The sequence below is a fragment of the Corynebacterium sp. genome (assembly GCF_022712275.1).
GTDB lineage: Bacteria > Actinomycetota > Actinomycetes > Mycobacteriales > Mycobacteriaceae > Corynebacterium.
The window spans coordinates 80,594-105,900 of the sequence record NZ_JALAGU010000023.1; the positions used below are offsets into that span (position 1 = coordinate 80,594).

23 protein-coding genes, 1 pseudogene and 1 CRISPR repeat array are annotated in these 25,307 nt (G+C 64.9%); of the genes and pseudogenes, 12 read left to right on the plus strand and 12 right to left on the minus strand.

Annotation, left to right across the window (positions count from 1 at the left end):
• Positions 1-10 precede the first annotated feature (10 nt).
• Entirely contained in the window at positions 11-1,438 is a 1,428-nt protein-coding gene (locus tag Q0A27_RS04965; RefSeq protein WP_291473954.1) for an aldehyde dehydrogenase family protein, read from the plus strand.
• Between the two features lie 174 nt (positions 1,439-1,612).
• Positions 1,613-2,464, plus strand: a complete 852-nt coding sequence (locus tag Q0A27_RS04970; protein ID WP_291473955.1) for an Ltp family lipoprotein — start codon at positions 1,613-1,615, stop codon at positions 2,462-2,464.
• Here Q0A27_RS04970 and Q0A27_RS04975 read toward each other — a convergent pair.
• Entirely contained in the window at positions 2,461-2,592 is a 132-nt protein-coding gene (locus Q0A27_RS04975; RefSeq protein ID WP_291473956.1) for a hypothetical protein, read from the minus strand. The genes Q0A27_RS04970 and Q0A27_RS04975 overlap by 4 nt on opposite strands.
• Here Q0A27_RS04975 and Q0A27_RS04980 point away from each other — a divergent pair, their 5' ends adjacent.
• Positions 2,593-3,162: a hypothetical protein gene (locus Q0A27_RS04980; RefSeq protein ID WP_291473957.1), complete on the plus strand. Its 570-nt coding sequence runs from the start codon at positions 2,593-2,595 to the stop codon at positions 3,160-3,162. It begins immediately after the preceding gene.
• A 271-nt stretch (positions 3,163-3,433) separates the two neighbouring features.
• Entirely contained in the window at positions 3,434-4,762 is a 1,329-nt protein-coding gene (locus Q0A27_RS04985; protein ID WP_291473958.1) for an SLC13 family permease, read from the plus strand.
• 127 nt (positions 4,763-4,889) lie between these two features.
• On the opposite strand, the gene Q0A27_RS04990 is transcribed toward Q0A27_RS04985, so the two are convergent.
• The 9 genes from Q0A27_RS04990 to Q0A27_RS05030 form a co-directional block, all read right to left on the minus strand.
• The gene (locus tag Q0A27_RS04990) at positions 4,890-5,696 is read right to left on the minus strand and encodes a methylamine utilization protein (protein ID WP_291473980.1); all 807 of its coding nucleotides are present in this window, start codon (positions 5,694-5,696) and stop codon (positions 4,890-4,892) included.
• Positions 5,697-5,861: 165 nt separating this feature from the next.
• Positions 5,862-6,161, minus strand: coding sequence for a cupredoxin domain-containing protein (locus tag Q0A27_RS04995; protein ID WP_291473959.1), 300 nt, complete (start codon positions 6,159-6,161; stop codon positions 5,862-5,864).
• A 50-nt stretch (positions 6,162-6,211) separates the two neighbouring features.
• Positions 6,212-6,589 carry a plastocyanin/azurin family copper-binding protein gene (locus tag Q0A27_RS05000; RefSeq protein WP_291473960.1) on the minus strand — a complete coding sequence of 126 codons (378 nt, stop codon included), beginning with the start codon at positions 6,587-6,589 and terminating at the stop codon, positions 6,212-6,214.
• Positions 6,590-6,596: 7 nt separating this feature from the next.
• A complete protein-coding gene (locus Q0A27_RS05005; protein ID WP_291473961.1) occupies positions 6,597-8,285 on the minus strand; it encodes a multicopper oxidase family protein in 1,689 nt (562 codons plus the stop codon).
• The gene (locus Q0A27_RS05010; protein ID WP_291473962.1) at positions 8,285-9,661 is read right to left on the minus strand and encodes a hypothetical protein; all 1,377 of its coding nucleotides are present in this window, start codon (positions 9,659-9,661) and stop codon (positions 8,285-8,287) included. Before Q0A27_RS05010 ends, Q0A27_RS05005 begins: the two co-directional genes overlap by 1 nt.
• 51 nt (positions 9,662-9,712) lie before the next feature.
• On the minus strand, positions 9,713-10,417 hold the full coding sequence (locus Q0A27_RS05015; RefSeq protein WP_291473963.1) for a methylamine dehydrogenase light chain: 705 nt from the start codon (positions 10,415-10,417) through the stop codon (positions 9,713-9,715).
• A 30-nt stretch (positions 10,418-10,447) separates the two neighbouring features.
• The gene (locus Q0A27_RS05020) at positions 10,448-11,071 is read right to left on the minus strand and encodes a redoxin domain-containing protein (RefSeq protein WP_291473964.1); all 624 of its coding nucleotides are present in this window, start codon (positions 11,069-11,071) and stop codon (positions 10,448-10,450) included.
• Positions 11,072-11,178: 107 nt separating this feature from the next.
• The gene (locus Q0A27_RS05025; RefSeq protein ID WP_291473965.1) at positions 11,179-11,751 is read right to left on the minus strand and encodes a MauE/DoxX family redox-associated membrane protein; all 573 of its coding nucleotides are present in this window, start codon (positions 11,749-11,751) and stop codon (positions 11,179-11,181) included.
• A 316-nt stretch (positions 11,752-12,067) separates the two neighbouring features.
• Positions 12,068-13,063 (minus strand): hypothetical protein, encoded by a 996-nt coding sequence (locus Q0A27_RS05030; protein WP_291473966.1) that lies wholly within the window; start codon positions 13,061-13,063, stop codon positions 12,068-12,070.
• A 261-nt stretch (positions 13,064-13,324) separates the two neighbouring features.
• Between Q0A27_RS05030 and Q0A27_RS05035 the strand changes: the two genes are divergently transcribed.
• Positions 13,325-13,903 carry a hypothetical protein gene (locus Q0A27_RS05035; RefSeq protein WP_291473967.1) on the plus strand — a complete coding sequence of 193 codons (579 nt, stop codon included), beginning with the start codon at positions 13,325-13,327 and terminating at the stop codon, positions 13,901-13,903.
• Positions 13,904-14,025: 122 nt separating this feature from the next.
• Here Q0A27_RS05035 and Q0A27_RS05040 read toward each other — a convergent pair whose 3' ends face one another.
• Positions 14,026-14,178 carry a hypothetical protein gene (locus Q0A27_RS05040; RefSeq protein WP_291473968.1) on the minus strand — a complete coding sequence of 51 codons (153 nt, stop codon included), beginning with the start codon at positions 14,176-14,178 and terminating at the stop codon, positions 14,026-14,028.
• Positions 14,179-14,564: 386 nt separating this feature from the next.
• Between Q0A27_RS05040 and Q0A27_RS05045 the strand changes: the two genes are divergently transcribed.
• The gene (locus Q0A27_RS05045; protein ID WP_291473982.1) at positions 14,565-15,194 is read left to right on the plus strand and encodes a hypothetical protein; all 630 of its coding nucleotides are present in this window, start codon (positions 14,565-14,567) and stop codon (positions 15,192-15,194) included.
• Between the two features lie 172 nt (positions 15,195-15,366).
• Here the strand turns inward: Q0A27_RS05045 and Q0A27_RS05050 are convergent.
• A pseudogene (locus Q0A27_RS05050) lies at positions 15,367-15,483 on the minus strand (helix-turn-helix domain-containing protein); the annotation flags it as partial.
• A 512-nt stretch (positions 15,484-15,995) separates the two neighbouring features.
• Here Q0A27_RS05050 and Q0A27_RS05055 point away from each other — a divergent pair.
• The 6 genes from Q0A27_RS05055 to Q0A27_RS05080 are packed head-to-tail and all read left to right on the plus strand — an operon-like array spanning position 15,996 to position 24,321.
• Positions 15,996-16,619: a hypothetical protein gene (locus Q0A27_RS05055; RefSeq protein ID WP_291473969.1), complete on the plus strand. Its 624-nt coding sequence runs from the start codon at positions 15,996-15,998 to the stop codon at positions 16,617-16,619.
• A gap of 25 nt (positions 16,620-16,644) precedes the next feature.
• Positions 16,645-17,994, plus strand: a complete 1,350-nt coding sequence (locus tag Q0A27_RS05060; protein WP_291473970.1) for a type I-U CRISPR-associated protein Cas7 — start codon at positions 16,645-16,647, stop codon at positions 17,992-17,994.
• A 4-nt stretch (positions 17,995-17,998) separates the two neighbouring features.
• Complete coding sequence (csb2, locus tag Q0A27_RS05065) at positions 17,999-19,378, plus strand: type I-U CRISPR-associated protein Csb2 (protein WP_291473971.1); 1,380 nt, start codon at positions 17,999-18,001, stop codon at positions 19,376-19,378.
• On the plus strand, positions 19,375-23,133 hold the full coding sequence (locus Q0A27_RS05070) for a hypothetical protein (RefSeq protein ID WP_291473972.1): 3,759 nt from the start codon (positions 19,375-19,377) through the stop codon (positions 23,131-23,133). Before csb2 ends, Q0A27_RS05070 begins: the two co-directional genes overlap by 4 nt.
• On the plus strand, positions 23,126-23,989 hold the full coding sequence (locus Q0A27_RS05075; protein ID WP_291473973.1) for a CRISPR-associated endonuclease Cas1: 864 nt from the start codon (positions 23,126-23,128) through the stop codon (positions 23,987-23,989). Before Q0A27_RS05070 ends, Q0A27_RS05075 begins: the two co-directional genes overlap by 8 nt.
• Positions 23,986-24,321 carry a type I-E CRISPR-associated endoribonuclease Cas2 gene (locus Q0A27_RS05080; protein ID WP_291473974.1) on the plus strand — a complete coding sequence of 112 codons (336 nt, stop codon included), beginning with the start codon at positions 23,986-23,988 and terminating at the stop codon, positions 24,319-24,321. The genes Q0A27_RS05075 and Q0A27_RS05080 overlap by 4 nt, the downstream gene beginning before the upstream one ends.
• 46 nt (positions 24,322-24,367) lie before the next feature.
• Positions 24,368-25,295: a CRISPR direct-repeat array (repeat unit 28 nt; unit sequence GTCCTCCCCACTGCGTGGGGGTTGAGCC).
• The last annotated feature ends 12 nt before the right edge of the window (positions 25,296-25,307 follow it).

Consider the following 25,307-nt stretch of genomic DNA (forward strand, 5'->3'; position numbering starts at 1 on the left):
AGGAGTCATCATGACTGTCCCGACCAACTCCCCCGTCTACCGCACCACCGTCCCCGCCACCGGCGAGGTCACCGCGAACTACAGGCACCTCACCGACGAGGCACTGACCACCGTCCTGGAGGACGCCGCGTCCGCCGCCGCCGTGTGGCGCGCCACCCCGATCGAGGAGCGCGCCAAGGTCGTCACCCGCGTCGCCGAACTGTTCAAGGAGCGTGCCAAGGAACTCGGCGAGCTCGCCACCCTCGAGATGGGTAAGCCGCTGGGTGAATCCGTCGGCGAGGCCGACTTCTCCGGCGACATCTTCGCCTACTACGCCGACAACGGCCCCGCCTTCGCCGCCGACCAGGTGCTCGAGGACACCGAGGAGACGCTGAATGTCGTGCAGCGTCGCCCGGTCGGCGTCCTGCTGGGGATCATGCCGTGGAACTACCCCTTCTACCAGATCGCCCGTTTCGCGGCCCCGAACCTGGTCACCGGCAATGTGATCCTGCTCAAGCACGCCGAGTCCGTGCCCGGCTGCGGCCTGGTCGTCGAGGAGATCGTGCGCCAGGCGCTGCGCGAGGGCGGCTACCCGGAGGCCGTCTACACCAACATCTTCGCCACCCACGAGCAGGTCTCCACCATCATCGAGGACCCCCGCGTGCAGGGTGTCTCCCTCACCGGTTCCGAGCGCGCCGGTGCGGCCATCGCCGCCCAGGCCGGTGCCGCGCTGAAGAAGGCCGTCCTGGAGCTCGGCGGCTCCGACCCGTACGTCATCCTCTCCACCGACGATGTGAAGGCTGCGGCGGCGACTGCGGTGGCGATCCGCCTGGAGAACACCGGCCAGGCCTGCAACTCCAACAAGCGCATCATCGTCTCCGAGGACATCTACGACGACTTCGTCGCCGAGGCGGTCGAGCTGGTCAGCGCCCTGACCCCGAAGGATCCGGCGCAGATCGAGGACTACACCGCGGAGAAGGCCTTCGGGCCGCTGTCCTCGGAGCGTGCCGCGGAGAACCTGCTCGACCAGCTCGGCCGGGCCGTGGACGCCGGGGCCCGGCTCCGGGTCGGCGGCACCCGGGTCGACGGTGACTTCGCCGGCGGCTTCTACGTCGCCCCGGCCGTGGTCACCGACATCCCGGTCGGCTCCCCCATCTACTACGAGGAGTTCTTCGGCCCGGTCGTGACCGTGTACAAGGTCTCCTCCGACGAGGAGGCGCTGGCACTGGCCAACGACACCCAGTACGGTCTCGGCTCCACCGTGTGGGCTGTCGAGGAAGGACGCGCCGAGAAGTTCGCCGAGGGCCTGGAGGCCGGCATGACCGGTGTGAACCAGTCCGCCCCGGAGACCGAGTCCATGCCCTTCGGTGGCGTGAAGCGCTCCGGTTACGGCCGTGAGCTGGGCCCGCTGGGCATGGACGAGTTCGTGAACAAGCGGCTGTACTCCGTGAAGAAGTAGACCACCACTGCTCGAACGAGGCTTTCGAACGCGAGCTTTCCACGTCCGGACGTCCGCCATGATGTTCCCTGTGCCCGGCGATCGACCGTGCACCCCGGCCCACCGACGCCCACATCGTCGGCGGGCCGGGTCACCTGACCGCGGCACGCCGTCGCGCACACGAGAGAGAACACCATGACCACGACACCTCCCACCGGACCTCAGGACCAGTCGAACCCCTACGGCGCGCCGTACGGTGCCCCGGGGCAGCCGATGCAGCCGATGCAGCCGACCGCGCAGTTCGCTCAGCCGGGAATGCCCGGCCAGCCGGCGCCGTACGGCGCACCGGCCCCGCAGGAGCCGAAGAAGAAGCCCTTCTACAAGCGCGCCTGGTTCATCATCCTGGCTGTCCTGGTGGTCATCGGCATCATCGCCTCTGCCGCCGGTGGCAGTGATGATGACAAGGACAGCTCGGACGCGGCGTCCTCCAACGACAACACCATCTCCGCTCCGGACGCCGGGGAGCAGGTCGACGCCCCGGTCGCGGACAACGAGGACGCCAGCTCCGACGATTCAGCCGGTTCGGACGACTCTGTCCCTGCCGACTTCCAGTCGGCCCTGCGCAGCGCCCAGCGCTACTCCGACATGATGCACATGTCGAAGGCGGGCCTGTTCGACCAGTTGACCAGCGAGTACGCCGACGAATTCTCCCCCGAGGCCGCCCAGTACGCCGTGGACAACGTCGATGCGGACTGGAACGAGAACGCGCTGAAGAGTGCGGAAAGCTACTCGGAGACGATGCACATGTCCAAGGCCGGCATCTACGACCAGCTGACCAGTGAATACGGTGGGCAGTTCCTGCCCGAGGAGGCCCAGTACGCGGTGGACAACATGGACGCCGACTGGAACAACAATGCACTGGAAAGCGCACGAAGCTACCAGGACACGATGGACATGTCCCCGGAAGGCATCCGCGATCAGCTGACCAGTGAATACGGTGGGCAGTTCACCCAGGAAGAAGCGGACTACGCCATCGCGAACCTCTAATCACCGGTGATGCGCCCGGCTGCGGCGTCCTCCCCGGGTGGCCCGGCGTCGCTGTGGCTCTGGTACAGATGGACCGGACCACGACGGTCGGCGGAGACGACCGACGGAGAGGGAACGGGCAGAGACACATGGCACGACACACGCTGCGGAAACAGTCGGTGGGGACGGCGCTGACACTGTTGACGACCGCGGCCCTGGTACTCACCGCGTGCAGCGGCGGGGGCGGCGGTGACGACAGCGACGGTGCCGGTGCCGGAGAAACCCCGTCGTCCACCGACGCCCCCTCCGATGCGGCGCCGGACGACGGCCCCGAAAGCGCGTCCACTGATGCCCCCGGTGACCGGCTCACCGTCACTGCGGCCGGACACGGCCCGGTCGCCGTCACCGCCGACGCCGACAGTGGGGCAGACACCACCACGGTCAGTGGAAAGCTCATCGTAGGCCCCGGTTCCTGCTTCGCACTCAAGGAGATCGGCCACGACGGCCAGGACGCTCCCCGACCGCTCATCCTCCCCGCCGGCAGCGAGGCCGTGACAGGTGATGGTCGACCGTCAGTGACCCTGCCTGGTCAGGACACCACCTACATCGGCACCGACATCACCGTGGACGCCGCCGAAGTTTCCGTGACCGACATCGACGGTTTCCCGGAGCAGTGCTCCCACGCCACAGGCACCACACTGCTTGTCTCGGCGGGCTGAGCCCACAGCACGGTCGACACAGCCGCCAGGTCCCACGACCACCATCGCCCGACCATGGTTTCTTAACCGGTACAGACCCCGCGTCCGGGCGTCCTGCAGGCCAGCACTACGATTTCGGGCAGTCCCCCGACGGCGTCCTCATGAAGCGCACCACCCCGCCCTGAAGACTCCGGTCCCCACCAGGACCCGGCGCCGCCGGCGGCACCCGGCTCTTCAACGCGGCAATCCCGCAGCTCGGCCTCCCCCACGCTCACCCGGGAGTAACTGCACCATGCATGCCCTGACGATCAGCGTCCTCGTCCTGATCTTCCTGCTCGGAACCCTGCGCAACATCAACCTCGGCATCCTCGGCCTCATCGGCGCCTTCCTCGTCGCCCTGGCCGTCCCCGAATTCACCGACGCCGCCGAAGACTCCGGCGATGTCTTCGACCAGGTCTTCGGCGGTTTCCCCGTCGACCTCATGATCGCGCTGATGGGTCTGACCTACCTCTTCGGCTTCGCCCAACAGAACGGCACCATCGACATCATCCTGCGCTGGGCGATGCGCGCGGTGCGCGGCAACCGGGCGGTGATGCCGTGGATCTTCTTCGCGCTGACCGGCTTCTTCATGTCCATCGGCGCGATCTTCGCGATCGGCGTCATCTCCCCGCTGGCTGTCCCGTTCGCCCGCCGCTACCGCATCAACCAGCTGATGATGGGCATGATGGTCGTCCACGGCGGTATGGCCGGCCTGCTCAGCCCGCTGAGTGTCTACGGCATCTACGTCAACGACTTCCTCAAGAACAACGACCTCGGCAGCCACACATGGACACTGTTCCTCATGGCCCTGGTGTTCAACGTCCTCATGGGTGCCATCGTCTTCGTCTTCCTGGGAGGACGCCGCCTCATCGGCGCGCAGGCCCGCGCCGAGATGGCCGAGATCCGGGCTGAGATGGAGGACGCAGCGGACGCCGAAACGACCGAGACGGGATCGGGATCCACCACCGTCGCCACCGCCACGACCCGCGCGGTGACGCCGTACCAGTGGGCGACGATCGTCGGGCTGGCCGCCCTCGTCATCGGGGCCGGGATCTTCGCGCTCGACATCGGCGTGGTGTCGCTGACGATCGGCGGTGTGCTGGCGATCATGAAGCCGGTCGAGTCACGCAAGGCGCTGGACAATGTGTCCTGGGCGACGATTGTGCTGGTCGGCGGCATGGTGACCTACATCGAGGTACTGCAGGCGGCCGGGACGGTGGACTGGATCTCGGACAAGATGTCCTCGATGGGCGCGCCGATGATCGGTCTGCTGCTGCTCTGCTACCTGTCCGGTGTGGTCTCGGCGCTGGCATCCTCCATCGCCACGATCGGTATCGCGATCACCATGGCCGCCCCGTTCCTGGTCAACGGAGACCTCCCGGTCGCCGGTGCCGCCGCGGCGATCGCCGTCGCAGCGACAGTGGTGGACGTCTCGCCGTTCTCCACGAACGGTGCGATGGTGCTGGCCAACGTGGACGCCGAGCACCGCGACACCTTCTTCAGGCAGATGCTGGTCTACTCCGGTGTGGTTGTCGCGGTCGGCCCGCTGGCGGCGTGGCTGATGGTGCTGCTGCCGTTCTAGTGGCTACGGGCACTCTTCTTCACCTGTCATGTCAGCAACACGCACCCTGAGGTTGTCCGGACTCTATCCGGACCAACCTCAGGGTGCGTGACGCGCACAGGCAGGGGACACCCCCGGGGAAAACTGGTCAGAGCATCAGGGCCACGCCGGCAAATCCGGCGAGCGCTGTGAGACCGATGCCCGCAGAGAGCTGGACCATCCGGTCCATGGTCATCGACTTCATGAGGAAGTCAGCCATGGTCTGGCCGCGATGCTGCATGTTGATCGCCATCGCTGCAGGGCCGCACCTGCCCACGGAGACCAGAGCAAACAGCGCGGCACCGAGCAGCGGGCTGCCGAGCGCCATCACGCCGAGGAACAGCAGGTAGTAGGCCGCGGAACGGATGAAGATCATGAAGCCCGGACCGATGAGCATCCCGAAGTAGAAGGACACCCGTGCCGGTCGACCGGCACGACGGAGGTGGCGGGGAAGCTGGACCCGACGCATCGGGGTCGGCATACGGACCAGGTCAGACTCGTGCAGGCCGTAGGCCAGGGCGATCACGGCCCACACGCCCAGCAGTGCAGCCCAGGGCATCGAACCGGCACCGACGGCGGACTGGATGAGCCAGCCAATACCGCCGAGGACGAGACCGGTGGGGATGGAGGTGAGCAGTGAACCGCCGAGGTGTGCGAACAGGCGTCCGACCGGGGTGGACGCACCGGGCCGTCCCTCCTGCTTCGGCGCGGCGACGACGCCGGCGACGGACATGCCGCAGGTCGACCAGTTCGCGGCGACGGCGGTGAGGAGTCCAGTGGCGACCACGCCGGCGGTCAGCGCGCCGTGGGCGGAGATACCGGCAGTCGAACCGGCCAGGGCGGCGGCGCCGGCGCCCGCCGCCAGCGCGGCAACGGTGGTGCCGACCCGGGTAAGGACGCCGACCCGGGCGCCCATCCGGGGACGGATCTCCGGGTGGTCGCCGAGCTGCTGGTCCGGGATATCCGGTACGGAGCGGGAGCGCAGTTCGGCTTCAGTGGCGGCATCTGCCAACCGTAGGTGCGGGGCTTCAGTCATCGACGTGGATGACGGTGTGGTGATGGACATGGTCTTCTCCTGATATCAGGTGACGACGATCGTGCCGATCATCGACGGATGGATGGAACAGGTCACCCGGTATGTGCCGGGTGTCTCGAAGGTGTATTCCCATTCGCCCTCCTGCCGGAAGCCGGCATCGACGTTGAGTTCCTCGATGAGGATGTCGTGGAAGGTGCCGCCGTCCTCGTAGTACCAACCGACTTCGGTACCTGCGCTGACGGTGATCTCCTTCGGCGAGAAGGCGACGTTCTGGACGGTGATCGGAATCGGGTCCTGATCGGAGGAGCACCCGGCGAGGGTGGTTCCGGCAAGTGTCAGTGTCACTGTTCCGACCAGTGTGAGGGCGCGGTGTACCCCTCCGGTCATGCTGCGGGTCACTCTTCGACAATCACCTCCCCGGTCATGGTCGGGTGCGGGGTGCAGTGGTAGCCGTAGGTGCCGGCGTCGTCGTAGGTGAACGTGTACTCGCCCTCGGTCATGAGCTCGGAGTTGTATGCCACCGGTGCCCCGTCGTCGGAGACCACGTCGTGCGGAAGGGACGCGTCCCACACCCACTTCACGGTGTCTCCCGGCTTGATGGTCACCGACGCCGGATCGAACTCCATGTCCTTGACGGTGACGGTGACGGTCTCGCCGGACCCTCCTTCACTGTCGGAGGAACACGCGGAGGTGACCACCAGGGAGGACGCCGCGAGGACACTGAACGTGACGACTCGGGCGGTACGGAATCGGTGGGAAAGCAGAGAGGACATGATGGTCCTACCTTTCGTAGTAGAAGTTGGTGGTCATTCCGGCGTCCAGGTGATAAGCGTTGTGGCAGTGGAACATCCAGCCACCCGGATTGTCGGCGTCGAACTCGAAGGTGAGTGTCTCCTTCGGGTGAATGATGAGGGTGTCCCGTCGCAGTCCCCCGAAATCGGGGACCGAGAACGTGTGCCCGTGCAGGTGCATGGGATGCCACATGTCGGTGGAGTTGGTCATCTCGATGCTGATCCGTTCGCCGGTCTTCATCGTGATCTTCCCGACGTCCTCACCGGCGATGCCCCACACGTAGGCGTCGTCGGACTGGATGAGTTCGAGCTTGTAGGACCGGTCAGGGCTCTTCTTCTCGAGCTTCGCGGAGTCTGCGGCGGAGAAATCCTTGTCCTGCAGCGGAGTTTTCTTCAGTTCTGGGGCGTCAGCCGCACCGGCCAATGCTGAGGCCGGAAGATCGGCGGCACCGTCCGATTTCACAGTGGCGGCGACGAAGGTACCGGCCTGCGAAGGGCGACCGGTTCCTTCAGGGACAGCGACGAAAGGAACGGCCTCATCGTCCAGGTCGATGAGGACATCGATCCGCTGCGCCATGCCGATAATGATCGAGGATGCCTCGACCTGGGACGCGGCATAGCCGTCGGTCTCGATGACGGTCATTGTCTTGCCCACCACGGCGAACCGGTAGGGCGTTTCCCCGGCTGCGTTGATGATCCGCAACCTTACTTTCCCGGACTTTCCGGACAGTGCCTCCGCGTCAGCAGTGGAACGCCCGTTGATGAGATGGGTGGGGTAGGCGATGTGCTGGACCATCCCGCCGAGTTCCGTGGACTCGGCGAACGGACCGGCGACGAGCTTTTTCGCAGCTTCGGGAACCTGCGGAACTGCCGCGGCAGACGACGATGCTGCACCGGACGCGGTGGCGCCACCGGAATGGTGGGCATGCGCGGACCCGGACGCGGCATGTCCGGCCAGGGCCGGATTCAGCGCGCCGAGAATATCGGACGGCATCTTGTCACGGCCGCAGACCCAGTCATCGAGAATAATGACGTGGTCGGCATCTGCCGCGTACGGGTCGTCCGGATCCTCGACAATCAGAGCGCCCAGCATCGCCTCATCGGCCTGGAGCCCGGAGTGAGAGTGGTACCAGTACGTTCCCGGGTGATCGACGATGAAGTTGTAGTCCAAGGTCGCGCCTGCCGCTGCCGCCTCACCGGTCAACGGCGGAGCCCCGTCCATGTCATTACGGATATGGATTCCGTGCCAGTGGATCACCGTCTCCGAGTCGAGGGTGTTGACGTGCCGGACCTTCACTTCGTCGCCGTAGGATGCCCGCACTTGCGGGCCAGTGGGAAGGGCCGCCGGATTGGTGCCGTCGGTGTAACCGGTGGCCATCACCGTTTTCCCGTCGACAGTGAAGTTCGCCATCACTGCGGCGATGGTCGCCTCGACAGTCTTTCCCGAGTGGTAGCGCGCATTCTCGGTCGCGGTGATCTCATCGTCACCGAAAAGGATCCGGTTGGAGGTGTCCGTGGAACCTGAACCCGAACTTCCCGACCCGCTGTCTCCGTCGCTGCAGGCGACAATAGCGACTCCCGCGCCGGCGAGGCCGAGCGCGCCGAGGAAACCCCGCCGGCTCAGCGACCGGTTGAGTGGCCCGGAAGCCACCCGCGAGAGATCCACAGCGGTACGCATCAGTTGTCCTCCCGAACTTCGGGTGCCATGAGGCCGGAAACATCGTCACGCCCGTTACCTGTCACCTCGACAGAATCCTTGACCTCACCGGTGACCGAATCAACACTGACAAGGGTCGTGACCGGTTCGGCATCTTCTTCAGCATCATTCCCGGCAGGCTTGGCTTCGCCGAGAACGTATATCAGGGAGGCATCGTTGTTATAGGCGACAGAATCAAGTGACTCGAGTTCCAGGTCCTCCTTCGTGACCAGCTTGGTCTCCTTACCGGTAGCGGCATCGAAAGTACGGAAACTAGTCACATCGCCACCGTTGACGGAATGGGGGTGAATATCTGAATCGGTGTATGCGACAAGGAATCGCTTGCCATCCGGGGTTACCTGCGCGCTCTCGGTGGCGAAGCGCCCACCGTCCTTACCAACGTTTCCGATCGGCTTCACCTCAGAATTGGGAAGCCCGTCGGAGAAATCGAAGGAATAGACATCACCCGCCTCGTTGACGAGGAATCCCTGCTTGGCATCGGTGGTGAACTTCGCGGTGCGGGCTGCGGTGAAATCCTCCGGGAGGACCTTCTCGCGGCCGGTCTCCTCGATCTTTCCGTCGTCGTCGATGGTGAGCTCGAGGAGTTCCTTCGTGTTCTCGCAGACGGAGTAGATCTTGTTGCCGACCGGCCAGGTGTAGGGACCGCAGCCGACGCTCTGGAGCTCGCCGGTGAGTTCCCCGGATTCCAGGTCGACGACGCGGACGCCGACGAGCTGGTCGTCCCAGGAGACAAGGTATTTTCCGCTGCCAGCGATGGTGTGCGAGCCCTCACGGGAGTGGAAACGGACGTGCTTGGGGAGGTTGATCTCCTGCGGGTCGAGGAGGTTTCCGGAATAGGTGGAGACGGTGTAGTCGGACTGGCCGCGTGATCCGCGAGGTGCCCAGACCTCGAAGGCGGTGGCCTGGGGATCGTCGGCGTTGTCCGTGGTGAAGACGTGGACGACGTCATCCCAGATGGCGTGACCGGTGGTGATCCGGGTCATGATCTTTCCGGTCTCCGGATCGATGGCACTGTAAATGGCCTCGTTGTCCTTGCTTTCCACGGTGATCATCCAGTCCGGGTTGATCGGAGTGACCTTTCCGACCGAGGGAGTGTTGAGTTCGTCGCCGACCTCTCCGATCTCCTGTTCCTCGGTGCCGAGGCCGCCTCCCTCGGGTACATCCTTCACCGTGGGGACATTGGGAAATTCATACGTGGTATCAATGCCGTTTGCGACATCAAATTCTTCAGCGTCGTCATCGGAAGATGACGAGCAGCCAGCCAGGGCGAGGACCGTCACCGCGGTCAGGGATGTCGCTGCGATGGCAAGCGACCGTCGCTGTGTCAGGGATTTCATGCTGCATTTCTCTTTCGCGTCAGTTGCCGGTGGAGTACCGGATGATTCCGGCTAACGGGACCCAGCGCCGACGCGAGGCCGGGTCGCCTTCTGGGTCTGGCAGTCCTCGCCGACGATCGGCGAAAGGGTGCATGTGTAGGACTGGGATTCATCGGAGATGCACCAGATGATCTCCTGGTCGAAGGAACCGGAGACAGGGTTGTACATGACTGCCTGAGCATCAGGTTCCCCGCAGTATGTGGTGGAACAGCCAGGAGCGCCGCAGCAGTCGTAGTAGGCGATGAGGTAGGTCTTGCCGTCGGCAGGGTTCGTACAGCAACCAACCCAGTACTCTGCGCCTGGCTTAGAGCCGGGCGCGCAAGTGGCGATGCCGCCGCCCGCACAGGAGGTACACGGCGTGCCGTCCATGTTGCACCAACGCCAGTAGTCACACTTTGTGGGATCCTTGCCGTCGTAGGTCGGAAGAAGATAGTCTCCCTCGCCAAAAGTTTCGGCGCCCCCGGAAGGTGCAGTGGGGGATGGGGAAGTTGAAGACTGCGCGTTGGCTTTTGGATCCCGGGTCACTGGAAGCGATGCCACCATGGCCACACCGGTGATACCCATCGTCCATCGAGCAAAACGCGAGATTGCTGAACGTCGAGACGTACGCTCTGAGAGTCGACGGGTGAAACGGCTCATCTTGCCACCACCCTCCCCTGCCAGCCATGCGGCATGGTCGTTGAGACGGTCTTGGTCGGAGTATTGCATTTCAGACATGGTCGAAGCCTTTCTTATGTGTGGTTCCTGTTATCCGGCTGCCCGATCCGCGGAACGGGCCGAGGCCAGGTCGGAGTAGAGGTGTTGGACCGTCGGGGTGGATGTTTCGAGTGCGTTGAGCAGGCTTTCGACGTGAGACATGTTGTTGCACAGTCCTTTCGCCGCGAGGGTTCCGTCGTCATCCACCAGCACGCCGTAGGGGGTGGTACCTACCTGGTAGGCGATGCCGACCTCACGGGCGTCGAGGTAGCTGATCTCCGCACCGACACCTGCGGAAGCGAGGAACTCCGCGTGCTCCTCCGGAGTCCCGTCCGAGACGAGGACGACATCGAGGTTCTTCTCGGACTTAGCGAGTGCCTTGATCCCCGGCAGGAGTGCCTTACAGGTGGAGCACTTCGGACCGGTGAACATGAGCAGCTGAGGACGCGGACGGATGCCAGCGACGGTGACCCCGCGGTCGTACTGGTCGATGAGCCCGTCAAAGGCAGGAGCCTTCTCCCCGATCTCCGGTCCTGAGTCCATCACGCGGGCTCCGAGGGGTCCGAGACGAACCTGGATACGGCCAATTTCACGTGCCAGGCCGAGGACCAGAAGAATGAGAGCGATGTCGACGATGACGAGCACTGCGACAATAACTGCAAGAATTGTGGTCATGAGTTTCCTCTAGTTGGGTAGCTTTCGGGGTTAGCGAAGTCACCACTTGTTCCCGGCTTTTACCGGGCACCGTGGCATCTGAAAAGTGAAGTAGGAAAGTGGCGAAGTTAGCCCAGGACAGCACGTCGACGAACTAACTCATCGCGAGCGGGGGTGAGATAAGTGTCCACACCGATCCGTCCAGGACGACGAATTGCAAGAAACGCTGTGACAGCAAAAGCAAGCCCGACGACAAGGGCACTGACTACCGTGCCGGCGACAACATCACCGGTCGATTCAGGTGCCGACAGCACAGCTGAGGCGATGCTGAGGACTGCGAAGAACCCTGCCCTGAACGGGTGGAACGAGCTAATGTGCGGGGCATCTTCCTCGCCGAATGCGAAGCAACCGCATGCGAGTTCTGTCCGCCCCCGCGCCAGATTCACAACCAGTCCGGCCGCATAGCCGAGGAAAAGCACGGCGGCGGCGTATCCCACCCAGGGGAGGCCGATGCGCAGAAGCAGGACGGCCCCTAGTGCCGCCTCAACGAAGGGAAGCAACGTGCCGACGAACCTGGCCGCCGTATCCGGCATGACCTTGTATCCGACAACGACCCTGGCATGCGCCTCAAGGTCACGGAATTTGCTTACTCCAGCCACCAACAGGGTGAACCCCAGTAGTGACGAGATAACGGCACTCACCATTATCGTGTCCTCCTCTGCTCTATCGAGGCGGTAGTCAGGACCGCCATGCAGGGAAAGATTAAGCCCAGTTCGTTTCTGGATTATTTCCCCGCATCCCGAATGACTGTTAAATGTTGGATCTCTCTTTGTTTCAGGCTGAATTCACCGCAACCCAGCTGAGTTAACGCACCCGGTCCGGAGCCCTCACCCCTACGGCAGCATCAGCCGCCAGAACGCGTCGCAGCCTTCGGCGAAGATCCACGACGGCCCTTCCGACAGCACGACACCGTCATCACCGTCCCCACGCAGGGAGTACGGTGCCGCGTCACCGAGCTCACGGTGGTCGACAGAGCCCGCAGATCCGTCCCCCGCCGGGTACTCGAGGATCTGCAGTGTCGCCCCGGGGGCCCTTCAGCACCCGGCCCACCGCCGACACCACGGGTGTGACCGATCGTCCCGGACAGCCACCCGCCGCGTCCCCATAGAGGAAATGCCTGGTCCCGGTGCCACTGTCGGGCAGTTCCGGCAGGTCGTGCACCGGAAGGACGCGGATCGTCCACTCCCCCGCACCGGTGATCTCCAGGCCGGCCAGTGGACCGTCGGAGGCACTCCAGGACAGGTCACGTGAGGTGTCAGGTGAAGCCTTATCGTGACTGCTCCGGGTGTGCGCCTCCGCCCTGCCGTCCAGCAGCACCGCATCCGGCCTGCAGGAAGAGCCTCCCCGCACCGCCGTCAGCGTCACATGCTCACCGTCCAGAACCCGCTCACTGCCGCGGTAGTCGATGCTGATGATCCCGGCGGGGGCGTCCTGAATCTCCTCAGGAAGGTCGGTGAACTGCGGCCCCGTACCGGTGAACTCCACCGGGGCGAAGGTGCCGAAGGCGTCCTCGGCCCATCGCGCCGCGTCCCCACCGAAGCCCACCATCACGCCCTCGGAGGTCACATGGCAGCGGTACCGGTGCGCGACCTCGGTCGTCGTCGGGTCGACGATGCCGGAATGGACGGCGTCCTCAGCGAAATGGCCGGACGCCGTGACCTGTCCGGTGATGTCCCAGGCACGGGAGTCCGTGCTCTCCCTGGTCTCTCCGACGGTCAGCATGGCCGAATCGGGAGTGTCGAGGAGGTCCCGGACGGCGTCCCCGCAGGCGGTCAGCACCTCCTGTTCACTGAGCCGGTACCTGTTCTCCCCGCGCTGATGGCGCTCCTCGGTGCGCTGCGCGTCCCACAACTGCCAGCCGACGAAGGCCACTGCAGCGACAAGAGCAGTGACCACGGCAGCACCCGCGATGAGCGGCCACCGGGGGAAGCGGGACGCAGATCTCTCGGACATCGGGACGCCTCTCGTCGGACCCGTGGCGCTCCGGGGAGGAACGCCGGTCCTCTGATTCTCCTCCACCGGAGTGAACGCCAGGCACCCCCTCTGACAGTCGTCAGCCCGAACATGCTTATCGACCCGCCCCTCAGGAAGGAATCGGACCCCCACCACCCCCGTTCGAGACGTCCGCGTCCGTCGCAGCGATAGTGTCAGCGACGGACATGAGGACCGGCGCGACACCGCGCGTAGCAGGTGTCCCGGAGAGACGGAGAGACCATGGACGACCAGCAACGACCCGAGAACCCGTTCCGGGTGACGCAGCCGACACCACCGGCCGCAGCTCCGGCGTCGATGCCGAACATGGCGCCGAACACGGCGCCGAGAGCGGCGTCCCCCGCGATGCCGACGGCACCTGCCCAAGTGAAGAAGCAGGGGAAGGGAGGCACGGTCGTGCTGTGGCTCTGTGCCGCCTTCGGCGCGTACATGACGGTCTTCAGTGCCTTCGATGCCCGCTATTCGGTGGTCTACGCTCTGGGCGGGGTGCTGCTCGGTCTGGCCATCACCCTCGGGTTCGGCTGGCCGCTGTACTGCCGCAGCCGGGACAGGAAAGCCCTCGCGGCGTGGGAGAAGGACCGGTCGGAGACCAGGGAGCTGTCCGCCCTGCTCACCAGCGAGGACGCCGCGATCGCGCAGGCGCTGGCTCCCCGACCCCGGCCTGAACCGATGCCCCGGAACTGGAAGAAGGTCGGTACTGCGGTGGCGATCATCACCGTGCTGGGCGGCGTCCTGATCAGCGCGGGGGACGCCGAGTACAAGGAGAACAACCCGGATGCCGTGACCTCGACGGAGGCCTGAGTCCGTTCCAAGCGCCTCCCGCACGCAAGCGACCCCCGCACCATGCCTGGTGCGGGGGTCGTTGTGCGTTCTGCTGGTGTTCCCGGGGGCGCCTGTCCCGGGACCCGTGCCTGGCTCTCTGCCTAGGAGCCGAGGATGCTGCTGCCGCTGACCGGGGCCTTCGGGGCCGGGGCGGAGGGTGCGTGCTGCTCGACGAACTGGCGGGCCTGCTCCGGGAGCTCCTGGGCGTGCTGACCGAACTGGTGGAACGGCTCGAGGAAGTTGTTGATGTCCATGGTGATGTCCTTTCGGTGGTGGTCGCTGTCCTGCGACCGTCAAGCGGTAGGGGATCTGAGTCGAACTCATCGGGCACCACTGCTGTGCCCGATGACGATCAATCTACGAACCGGTTCTGGGACGGCGATGGAACCCCGCTCCGGGTTGCCGCAGCGTTGCCTGGTGACCACGGGACGGTAACCGGAGGTTACCCTCCAGGGGACGCGGTGTGGGCCGGCACCGGGCTGGCAGGGAAGCTGGTCAGGGAACCGATGGACCTCGAACGAGGCGTTCGAACGCCGACGTCCACTGTCCGAACCGTCCGTAGTCTCCTCTTCTGCCACTCCCTCACGTGGACTGACACTGACTGCTCCACACGAGCACTGACACGAGGAGAACTCCCACCATGACCACGCCTGACCGGACGCCGGAGCAGCCGGATCCGGACAACCGACAGGGCCCGCAGAACCAGCTGGTGAATGAGGGATGGGGCACAACTGCCCCGGGGAATCCGTTCACGGAGGGTGCCCGGACCGTCCCGTGGTTCCGGCGTCCTGGGACACTTATCGGAAGTGCGACGGTGGCGGTGGTCGTCATCGTCGGCCTAGTGATTGCGCTGGTCGTGACTATGAATGACGGGTCAACTGAGACAGCCACGCCGACGACGGCACCAGCGGTCACCACAACCATAGCCCCGTCCCAGGTGGACTCCGACTACACCGCAGAGACGGATGCGATGTTCCTCGGGACCGTGAATCCGGTACTCCGTCTGTACGCCAGTGACGATGACCTCTTCATTGCCGCAGCCGCCGTCTGCATGATCCCGACATTTGGAACCAGTGAGACAGGGAAGTTGGCAATCATAACCACTGCTCAGCAGATCGCAAAGTGGAAGGGCCTCGACATTCCGACCACTGAAGGATCATCAGTCTCCATGCCGCAGTCACTCGCTGACGATGCCGCAGAACTCGTTGTCGCCTCCGAGGCCGCCTATTGCCCCAATGAGGTGAATGACGGATCCAGCGACCTGATGTGATTGGGCGGGTTAGCAACCATGACCGTAGGGCACGATCACACAGCAGCTCGACAAGAATCTTCGGCGGAGTCGTTTCCCCGCGCGCCGAGCTTCTCGAGGAGGGTGTCGGGCGGGTCACAGCACACACCCCGACCTTCCCCGCAGCTCTGAAGGAGCGACACGCGACGAGGCGTTGCGCCGTGGACGCCGGCAGGCCGGTCCGGCCCCTCAGATCGGCCAGAGTGAGCGTCGGATCGGTCAGGGTGAAGGCGTCGAGAATCGCGATGGTCTTCCCAGGACGAGGAGGCAACCAGACTTCTTGTGCGTGTTGTCGTCCACGGTCTTCTCGCTGTCTACTGTGGGGTCAGCTCGTCACCGAGCATACTAGCCGGTCAGCGATGTTTGGGCGCCCATGATAGGTCTCCGCCAAGAGATCTCCGCGGAACCGCCTCGCATATGACGAGACCGGAAATGGAGATCGGACTGAGGTGCAGTCAACGATGTTGACGGTGCCATGCACTCGACAGTGTCGAACACCTTGTTCGGCATCAGACGTCTACGGTCCTGCGTCCTTTCTAGAATCCTTTGTGCTGCTCAAGCGGCGGGAGGCCAAGGAGAGACCCCGCAGCCTTCAGTCGCCACCGCGGCGCTCAAAAAATAGAGATTCGACATGATCGTGAGCACATATTAGGAACATATATGCGCTGGTGGCGCCGTATACATGTACTAAAAAAATGTATAATCTACTATATGCTTGATATGATCTACAAGTAAGAGTAAAGTGAACTTCGTTCGCAAAACCACTTACCCAAAGGGCCCACAATGACCATCCACCACCACCTCCGGCTCACCCCGGAAGGTGCCGCCGCCTCACCTCGGCTGACGCACAAAGCGCTCATGCGCTCGCTGGCACATGTCCGCCTCAACCCGGACGCTCCCCGCGCCGATGCCGCACTCACCTTCGTCCGCGACGGCAACCTGCTCGACATCTACACCCGGGACGGGCTCAGTCTCGCCGCACCCTGGCAGTTCGGCACGGTCGAGTCCGCCGAACCACTCACCGTCCCCACCTACAGTGTCCGGTTCACCGTTGACGTGGCCTGTCAGTACCGCCCGGCACCTCCCAGCGATGTCGACGGCTACGTCACCCGCCCCAACGGCGTGCGCCCGGTCGGCAAACTCATGCCGGTCCCTGACGAGCGCCTGGACACCTGGGCCGCCGAACTTCTCGGCCGCAAGGGAGTGACCGGAACCGATATCCAGGTCAGGAAAGTCGCGAACCTCCAGCTAGACGGAAACAACCGAAACAGACGCGAGAGCATCCCCGTCGCTCGTATCACCGGTACCGCACTCGGTGCCCAGCTCGCCGCCGTCATCGCCGACGGCGGTATCGGACGCGGCCGGAACTTCGGCCTCGGCCACATCATCCTCACCCCCGGCAAGTAACCCACTCACACCAGGAGACAACACCATGACCGCTCTGACCTTCGACTCCCTGAGCCGACTCGCCCTCACTGCAACCTCCCTGTCCGGAACCTCGGACCTCATCCCCACCACCGGTGAAGGCTCCCCGGTTTCCCCGGCGACGTTCGCCGCAGCCAAGGACGGTTCCTTCAAGGGAGGTCCTGCCATCACCGACAACATTCCCCAGCGCATCGTCGATCCGGCGACCGGTCTCGCCACCGTACTCCGCGACCCCGCGACCAATGCACCGATCACCGGTACCTCTGCACCGGTCGACACCGTCTTCGCACAGTCCACCCGTGGCGAGAACAGCCTGTGGGATCTCGCCGATGTTCTCGACCTACCCGGCATCACCTTCAATACCCCGGCCAAGGAGACCATCGACGACGCGGTCAAGAAGAACTACACCTCCGTCATAGGCAAGAAGACCGCCACCCCAGTCCAGACGCTGGAGGCCGCCACCAGGATCGTCACCGACGAAATCGAGGCCATCGTCCCGACCATGTCCTCCTGGACCCTGTCCCACCGGCACGTTGACGGTGTGATCCGATCCGCCACGGACGCCGACGGCAACGTCATCTGGCATGACGGCGGCGAAGTCTATAACAAGCTTGCCGCTGCCGGCCCCCGTAACCTGCGTGGACTGCTCTTCTTCTCCCCGAACAGCATCCTGTTCGGTTACTGGGCATCCACTCTCCCGATCCGCCACCGTCTCGCCCGCAACTTCACCTCCACCGTCACCGGGTACGGTGCGCGCCGTCTGCTCGGTGGTTCCACCAAGGCCACCCCCTTCGACATTTCGTCGCGCCTGGAGGTCAGGGACACAGGTGATGTCCGCTACCTCGACGGCAAGACAATCTCCGAAAAACTCCGCCCGTCGAACTGGGGGCTTGGCGCCGTGCCGACCTCCGGAGCCACCAATCAAATCGTCTGCGACACCATCATCGGCGACGCCGCCGTCGCCACCGCGCAACTGCGGCGAGTCCTCCGTGGCTCGACCGATCTGACTGACGAGCAGGCGGATGCCGCCACCGTCGCGCTAACCGCCCTGGGCCTGCTCGCACACATCCTGATCCTCGAGAACGGCTTCTACCGGTCCGGCTGCGACCTGATCGACCGCTCCACGGTTTGGCATTCCCTGAACCGCGGCGGCGCATCCGAGGTGATAGACCTGCCCGCCACTTCCGCAGAGATGATCCCGGTCGTCAAGGAGGCTCTCGATGCCGCCCGTTCCGTCGACGCCTTCGGTTCCGCCACCGACCGTATCGCCGTGGACATGGGCCCGACCATGCTGAACGCCGTCGCCGCGTCCTACCTGGAGCAGCTGGTCAAGAAGGCCGAAGCCGGGGAGGCCTAGGACTGTGACCCCCTGTATCCTACGGATCCACGTCGAATTCCTCGGTACCGCCACGTTCTCCGGGCACGCCCCGTCCGGGGCACCTGAGTGGCCTCCGTCCCCGGCGCGCGTGTTCTCCGCCCTGGTCGCCGGTGCCGGAGACTCCCGCACCCCGACCCAGGACGCCGCCCTACGCACGCTGGAGTCCGCCGCTGCCCCGGTGATCATCGCAGCTGACGGCCTGAAACCCGGACCCCGTATCCCCCACTACATCAACCGCGCAGACGTGGCTGTTCCAACAACCGGCAGGGTGGACCAGGTCCTGCAGAGACGTCTGCTCGGAGCCCGGCTGTCCGAGGTATCCCAGATGCCGGCCGGCACCGGTGGTGAGGCTACCCCGTTTGGTGACCATGTCGTGGTCACCGACGGTGTGGACTACCTCATCCGCGTCACCGACGAGCACACTGTGATGGAAGCCGACGCGTTGTCCTCCGCGTTGGATGAGATCGCCGCCCGGGTGACCTACTTGGGTCGCAGTACCGACCAGGCCAGCCTCACCGTCACCGACGTCACCGACACCGTCGGTGGCGAAGAACCCCACCTGTTGCACGGCTTCGCCGCCTCCCTCGTCGGTGAGACAGGACGGACCGTATGGGCGCCTTCCGCCCGCCCACGTTCAGTGTTATCCGGGTGGACGCCGGGCCTGCTGTCCGCCCTTGACGTCCGGCACGCCGGCGAACTGGAAGGTACCGTGTACCCGCACCCCGCTTACCTCACACCACAGATCTACTACCGCCCGGTTGTCGGCGGTGTCGCCCCCGCAGACACCAGTATCGCGGTGGCACACCTGGAGGATCCGCTCACCGGTCTGAAGGCCGGGCACCTCCTGGACATCATCCCGACCGGGGCCTGCGCGATGTTCGCCCCCGGAGGCTCAGACAGCACCAGGTCTCGGGTGGCCCATGTCGCCGTCACCGGTGATGCGGATACCCTGCCGGAAAGGATGGAGGCGCTGGATACGGCACTACGCTCCGAGGCCTACGACTTCGAATGGGATCCGGACGTTCCCGTCCTGGCCAGACACTACCTGTCCGAGGCCGTCAGCTGGAGCACCGTGGTACCCGCCTCCGGTTTCGGCCCCGCCGCGTATGCAGCGGCAGTCTTCGCCGCAGACATCGAGGAACAGACCGGTATAGATGCTGAACTGCTCACTGTCACCGCTGTCCCCGCCTCTGACCAGGCCACCCGCGTCCACCGCCCCTCGGTGGGCGGAAGGTTGTGGGACGTCACCGTCTCCAGCCAGGTTCCGCTGAAAGGTCCCCTGCGTATCGGCGACACCACCGGCGGCATCCTCGTCCGCGCCGACTTCACCACCGGCACCCCCACCCTGAGAGCCTCCCTATGACCATTCCCCTGTTCGCCGTCGGCAGCAATCCCACCGACGGTTTCCCGACGTTCGACGCGTTCTACACTGCGGTCCACGGTTACCACCCCTATGCCTGGCAGGTCGCCCTGGCCGACCACCTTGCAGCGCACGGACGCGTTCCTGGCCGGGTGTCCGTCCCCACCGGTCTCGGTAAGACCTCCACGGTCGACGCCGTCCTCTGGGCCCTCGCTGACCAGGTCCACCGTGGCATCGAACGCACCCTGGGCCTGCGCATCTTCATGGTCGTGGAACGCCGCATCATCGTGGAGGGGTCCGGCGACCACATCAGTGTCCTGGTGGACGCTGTTAACGAAGCTGCCCCGGGTAGCGTGCTGTACCCCGTACGTACCGCCCTGCAGGCTTTATCGGCCACCGGCACCGGTCCGTCCGCCGCAGCCTTCCACGGCTCCCTGCGTCAGCTCGAAGCGTTGACTCCTGACGGAGTCCAGATCGTCTCCACCACCGTTAGTCAGTACACCCTGCGCATCGCCGGACGGGCACCGGGCAAAGGCCGAGCACCCCGCGCCACCGAAGCAGGGATGGCGATGATGGATGCGGTTGTCCTGCTCGATGAGCCACATCTGAGTGCCGCCCAGGTCCACACCATCACCACTGCCATGCGTGTCCAGCGGAAGTTCCGGGTCCCGGGAGTCCCCGCACCGCAGATCAGCGTGCTCGGTGCAACCATCCCACCTGACCTCACCGTCGATGACGGCATGATCTCCTTTGAGCCGTCCGCCGAGACAACGGAGGCGATGAAGCGCTGGTCCGGAGTGTACCGCCCTCTGGAGGTCGTCTCCGGTACCGAGGAACACTCCGTCAGCAGTGACAAGGAGATCGTGGACGCACTGGTCGATGCCGTGGAAACACATGCCGTCGTCCCGGAGAACCACCGCCGCCGCTCCCGGGTACTGGTCATCGCCAACACCGTCGCCCAGGCGGAGAAGGTCCATGCCCGTCTGGCGAAGTCCATGGTGAGAGAGAGCTTCACGGTCAAGCTGGTCACCGGTCGATTCCGTGCCGATGACGCTCCCACGGCGAAGGATCTGGGGGAGAGCAACCGCATCACCGTGTCCACCCAAGTGGTGGAGGCCGGTGTGGACTTCACCTGCGATCTACTGGTCAGCGAGTTGGCCCCGTGGCCGATGCTGACCCAACGGCTGGGACGCCTCAACCGGGACGGATCCTCACGGGAAAACGCACTAGCGGTGGTGATTGTCCCGTCGAAGACCACCGCTTCCGGCACGGAGTACGGTTCCGACGGATCCCGCAAGATCTACGGTGAGGCCCCGATGGACGCCGTGGGCGCCGGCCTAGTGTCCGCGTACGCTTCTGCGCAGGAAGGTGCCACGGTCTACACCAAGAAGCTGTCGGTCTCCCCCGACAGGCATGCCGCCCTTGTAGAGGCCATGGTGGCGACTGTCCGGGAACAGACGGACCAGGATGCCGACGAGTCCGTGTTCTGGCCCCGCTCGGCGACCCCGGCGACAGTGACCACCGAGATCGGTTCCGCCTATCTGGAGACCGCTGCACCGGTGCTGAACGCCGACACCTGGCGCGAAGGTATCGACCCTGCCCTGGACGTTCTCGACCCGGTGACCGTGGCCTGGCGTGGCCGGCCCACTGCCGTCGCACCGGACGACTTCGCCACCGTGATGCTGGGGCACATGCCCCTGTCAAGGGAGACCGTGCAGATCCCCCTGGTCATGGCACGGGACCTGGTCCTGGTGACGGGTTACACTGACCGCACCGACGGCTCCGCCGAGGCCCCTGACGAGACACCGGCGCAGCGGAACCAGCGCCGTTACCAAAAGGTCCTCCGGAACGCCGTGGTCTTCAGTCATGGTGAATGGCAACGCGTGACCTCGTTCCAGCAGATCGCCCCCGGTTGCACACTGGTCATCGACGCCGCTGACGGTGGCTACGACAGTGAGCACGGTGTCGTCACCACATACGGGAAGGGAAAACTCCACGACCGGGAAGACCACGCCGAGGTCGCGAAGGCAAAGGGACCGGGGGTCCGGGACGTCAGTCTCCGTTCCGCCCTGTCGATGGGCCGGTGGGCCCCGGTCACCGAAGCGTCCCTGGCCGGGGCTGGGGTACCTGACGGTGCTGCCACGGGCATCATGGATGCGCTCTACCCGCTGGATGCCGACGGGTTCCTCGATGTCACGGTATCCACACGTAAACGGGCCAGGACCGCCAAAAGAATCCTCGTTGACGCCCTGAAATCCCTGGAGGAGTTCCCGGATTCCTCGGACATCGATATTCAGTTCGTGTCCGGCGTCCCGGCCGTCTTCGTCCCACGTAGCGGTGGCGTCACCGGTACGGTGACGCTGGCCGACCACCTGCGCCAGGTGGGTGATACTGCCGCGAACTCGGCCGCTGCCGTAGGCCTCACCCTCACCGAGGAACTGCGGGACGCCGGGCTGCTCCACGATGTCGGCAAAGCTGCCCCGCTCTACCAACTCCATTTCAACGCTGTCCCGGGTGAACCGCCGATCGCCAAGCCGCACGGCACTCCTGTCCGGATTCCAGGTATTCCGGCGCGCTGGCGCCATGAGATCGCGTCGCTGAACGCGATGGACCGGGACGCCTCGCTGCTCACTCGGTGGCTAGTGGTCTCCCACCATGGCCGAGGGCGAGGCCCGTGGTTCGGCGAGGCCAGAACCACCGCCCTGGGTTGGATGCGCCGGGAACTGGAGCACATTTACGGACCGTGGGGTCTGGCGTACCTGGAGGGGGTGCTGCGCAGTGCCGATATCGTCGCTTCAGTGGCACCTGCGCAGCAACTCAGTCCCCTACCCGCCCATGTGCAGGAAGCGATGGCGCGTGTCCAGACCCGAGACATCACTGAACTCGGGACACCGCAGACCCCGGTGGTCGGCGTGGACTACCCGCTGCCGGGACTGTCCTCGGCGACCTTCCTGAGCATTCTCGCCGCGCTCGGGGTGGCCCGGGTCCTCAGCCTGCAGGATCCGGAGACGGCACTGGTCTGGAAGGGCAGCACACCCGTGGTGACCACCCGTGCGGACCAGGGTGTCCTGAAGCGCACCGAGACACTGTGGGCGGACGCCGTGGACGAGATGCTGACCGTTGACGGTCGAAGGATCGCCACACAGCACCACAAGATGAAATGGGAGGACTCCAGAGAACCTGTCGGCCCGGAGGCGGTGGCAGAGGCAGCCACCCGGGAGCACCGGTCTGCGCTGGCGAACATCCTGGCACCGGCCGTGTTCAGTCCGCACCTGAAGATGGGGCTGGCGTCGAAAGTTGCGCTCCCGGTGATCCCGTCCGCTCTATTCCACAGCAACGGGACAATGTTCGGGGAGAACTCCGTATCCACAGAAAGCGCGCAGGTATGCGACATCCGTGCGCTCGATGATCCGTCGGCGGGGTGGAGCAGTGACCCCTTCGACGGGCCAAAGAGGACCGGCCGTCTGGATGTGGAACCGACCGCAGGTCAGCAGTCGTCGCGTGTCGGTGTTGCGGTCTGGGCGATGATCGGTGCCTTGTCCGGACCACAGGTCTCCGAACGCGGACTCGGTGTCACAGGAGACCGCCACCGGCGGTCCTTCACCCTGCCGACTGTGCCGATGCGAGTGGATGATGTCGCATCTCTGCTGCGCGGCGGCGATACCGGTTCACTGCCCGTACGTTCCGGACGCATCATCACGGAGGGCAACTTCCTGTACACCCTGCCTGGCGACCTGCGGAGAGTAGACCATGCCTGAATCCCGGCACCGACTGGTACGGCTGGAGGCCCGCACCGCATGGATCTACGCCGAGTACACAGTGCTGGGACGCCATGAGGATCAGTTGACCCTGGTCCGGGACCACGACACCCTCATCGTCCCATCCGGGACGCTGGGGGCGGTGATGCTGGGACCGGGGACATCGGTGACCCATCCTGGAATGGACCTCCTGGCGGAGAACTGTGTAACCCTGCTGTGGGTACGAGGCGGTGGACTCGGTGTCTTCCATTCGTCCACGCCACCATCCTTCACCCGTGGATCCTCGGCGGTACGGGCCCAAGCCCGCGTGGTGTCTGATCCTGAACTGCGTCTGGCCGCAGCGCGGGAGATGTACTCTCAGCGATTCCCCGGTGGCGTTCCTGGCGACACCTTGCAGGCGATGATGCAGGCCGAGGGCGTCCGGGTGAAGGCACGATACCGGGAGCTCTCAGAACAGTTCGGTTTGCACTGGAAACGTCGTGGCCCTGGAGAGGAACCCGACCTTGTCAACCGGAACCTCGACTACGTGAACCACATGATCTACGGCGTCTGCGAAGTCGTGACCGGAGCGCTGGGCCTGTCCGCTGGCCTCGGAATCGTGCACGAGGGTAATGCCCGGGCATTCATCTTCGATCTGGCTGACCTGTACAAGTCCGAGGTAGCCCCGGTCGCGTTCCAAGCTGCAGCAGAAGGTCTCACGGATGCATCGGAACTGCGCGCCCGCATCCGGACATGGGTGTGGGAGAACAAGTTGTTCAATCGTGCTATCAACGATGTGACCAGGATCCTGAATGTGAGGGGAGAAGCCGTATCACTGGTGGACACCCAGACATGGTGGGACGGGGAATCAGCATGAGTGGGCTGCTCGTGGTGACAGTGGACCGGACCGATCTCGCTCGACGCACGGCATCCCGATTTCTCATGGAAGTGGCACCCGGAGTATCCGCCGGCATTGTCAACCAGAGGGTCCGTGAAGGCCTCCTGGAACAGTTGCGGACCGAAGTCCCCCAGTACACTGCAGTGTGGCAGGAACATGGGCTGATGCAGTCGGAGGCCCAGGGGATCCGGGCGGACGGTCGACAGGTCATAGAGTTCGACGGGGTCTCCGTGGTGTCAGTTCCGGACAATACGGCCCGCGGTAGGATGTTCCGCGAGCGGGTCCGCCAGAACCTGGGTAGCAGCGAATAACTGTAAGCATTCGCTGAACCTCGGTTGGTTCCACAGGTCACAGCCTGTCCTCCCCACTGCGTGGGGGTTGAGCCGAGCTGGGCCTCACCCCGCAGGACGGTGAGTGGTCCTCCCCACTGCGTGGGGGTTGAGCCGCTATGGGTGAGGGGGAGGAACAGGCAGGCAAGTCCTCCCCACTGCGTGGGGGTTGAGCCGATGGCACTGTCACCGCGGTGGTGGAGGGCCTGTCCTCCCCACTGCGTGGGGGTTGAGCCTAGGGGGCGTCCTGCCCCTCACCCTGGGCTGAGTCCTCCCCACTGCGTGGGGGTTGAGCCTTTGCGATCCCGCCGCGCACGCAGCCGATTGAGTCCTCCCCACTGCGTGGGGGTTGAGCCTTCTCAGCTCACGCGAGTGCTGGACTCTACAGGTCCTCCCCACTGCGTGGGGGTTGAGCGCCAACCGCTGCTCCGTCCACTCCTGGATCTGGGTCCTCCCCACTGCGTGGGGGTTGAGCCAGGTCCGCGATTGCGAGCGAGGTGCGCCGAGGGTCCTCCCCACTGCGTGGGGGTTGAGCCTGAGTGACTGACCCTGTTCACGAACTATACGAGTCCTCCCCACTGCGTGGGGGTTGAGCCATGTGGGACTGGATCACCTACCCGGTCCTCGAGTCCTCCCCACTGCGTGGGGGTTGAGCCGCATCACCGCATGCAGATGCCGCACATCATCCGTCCTCCCCACTGCGTGGGGGTTGAGCCGATCTGGAATCCGGCGGAGTGGGATGGGACGAGTCCTCCCCACTGCGTGGGGGTTGAGCCGTACGAGCTGCGGCACACGGCGGCGTCCCTGGGTCCTCCCCACTGCGTGGGGGTTGAGCCACCCGACAGATTGGGGGGTTGCGCCGTGGACGGTCCTCCCCACTGCGTGGGGGTTGAGCCGAGGGCGGGTGGGCGATCACCGGCGGGGGAGAGTCCTCCCCACTGCGTGGGGGTTGAGCCGAGAACGACTGG

Coding starts and splice junctions, on each gene's coding strand:
- Q0A27_RS04965 (WP_291473954.1), top strand. CDS start 11: ATGACTGTCCCGACCAACTCCCCCGTCTACCGCACCACCGTCCCCGCC.
- Q0A27_RS04970 (WP_291473955.1), top strand. CDS start 1,613: ATGACCACGACACCTCCCACCGGACCTCAGGACCAGTCGAACCCCTAC.
- Q0A27_RS04980 (WP_291473957.1), top strand. CDS start 2,593: ATGGCACGACACACGCTGCGGAAACAGTCGGTGGGGACGGCGCTGACA.
- Q0A27_RS04985 (WP_291473958.1), top strand. CDS start 3,434: ATGCATGCCCTGACGATCAGCGTCCTCGTCCTGATCTTCCTGCTCGGA.
- Q0A27_RS04990 (WP_291473980.1), bottom strand. CDS start 5,696: ATGGGCGCCCGGGTCGGCGTCCTTACCCGGGTCGGCACCACCGTTGCC.
- Q0A27_RS05000 (WP_291473960.1), bottom strand. CDS start 6,589: ATGTCCTCTCTGCTTTCCCACCGATTCCGTACCGCCCGAGTCGTCACG.
- Q0A27_RS05005 (WP_291473961.1), bottom strand. CDS start 8,285: ATGCGTACCGCTGTGGATCTCTCGCGGGTGGCTTCCGGGCCACTCAAC.
- Q0A27_RS05010 (WP_291473962.1), bottom strand. CDS start 9,661: ATGAAATCCCTGACACAGCGACGGTCGCTTGCCATCGCAGCGACATCC.
- Q0A27_RS05015 (WP_291473963.1), bottom strand. CDS start 10,417: ATGTCTGAAATGCAATACTCCGACCAAGACCGTCTCAACGACCATGCC.
- Q0A27_RS05020 (WP_291473964.1), bottom strand. CDS start 11,071: ATGACCACAATTCTTGCAGTTATTGTCGCAGTGCTCGTCATCGTCGAC.
- Q0A27_RS05030 (WP_291473966.1), bottom strand. CDS start 13,063: ATGTCCGAGAGATCTGCGTCCCGCTTCCCCCGGTGGCCGCTCATCGCG.
- Q0A27_RS05035 (WP_291473967.1), top strand. CDS start 13,325: ATGGACGACCAGCAACGACCCGAGAACCCGTTCCGGGTGACGCAGCCG.
- Q0A27_RS05040 (WP_291473968.1), bottom strand. CDS start 14,178: ATGGACATCAACAACTTCCTCGAGCCGTTCCACCAGTTCGGTCAGCAC.
- Q0A27_RS05045 (WP_291473982.1), top strand. CDS start 14,565: ATGACCACGCCTGACCGGACGCCGGAGCAGCCGGATCCGGACAACCGA.
- Q0A27_RS05055 (WP_291473969.1), top strand. CDS start 15,996: ATGACCATCCACCACCACCTCCGGCTCACCCCGGAAGGTGCCGCCGCC.
- Q0A27_RS05060 (WP_291473970.1), top strand. CDS start 16,645: ATGACCGCTCTGACCTTCGACTCCCTGAGCCGACTCGCCCTCACTGCA.
- Q0A27_RS05070 (WP_291473972.1), top strand. CDS start 19,375: ATGACCATTCCCCTGTTCGCCGTCGGCAGCAATCCCACCGACGGTTTC.
- Q0A27_RS05075 (WP_291473973.1), top strand. CDS start 23,126: ATGCCTGAATCCCGGCACCGACTGGTACGGCTGGAGGCCCGCACCGCA.
- Q0A27_RS05080 (WP_291473974.1), top strand. CDS start 23,986: ATGAGTGGGCTGCTCGTGGTGACAGTGGACCGGACCGATCTCGCTCGA.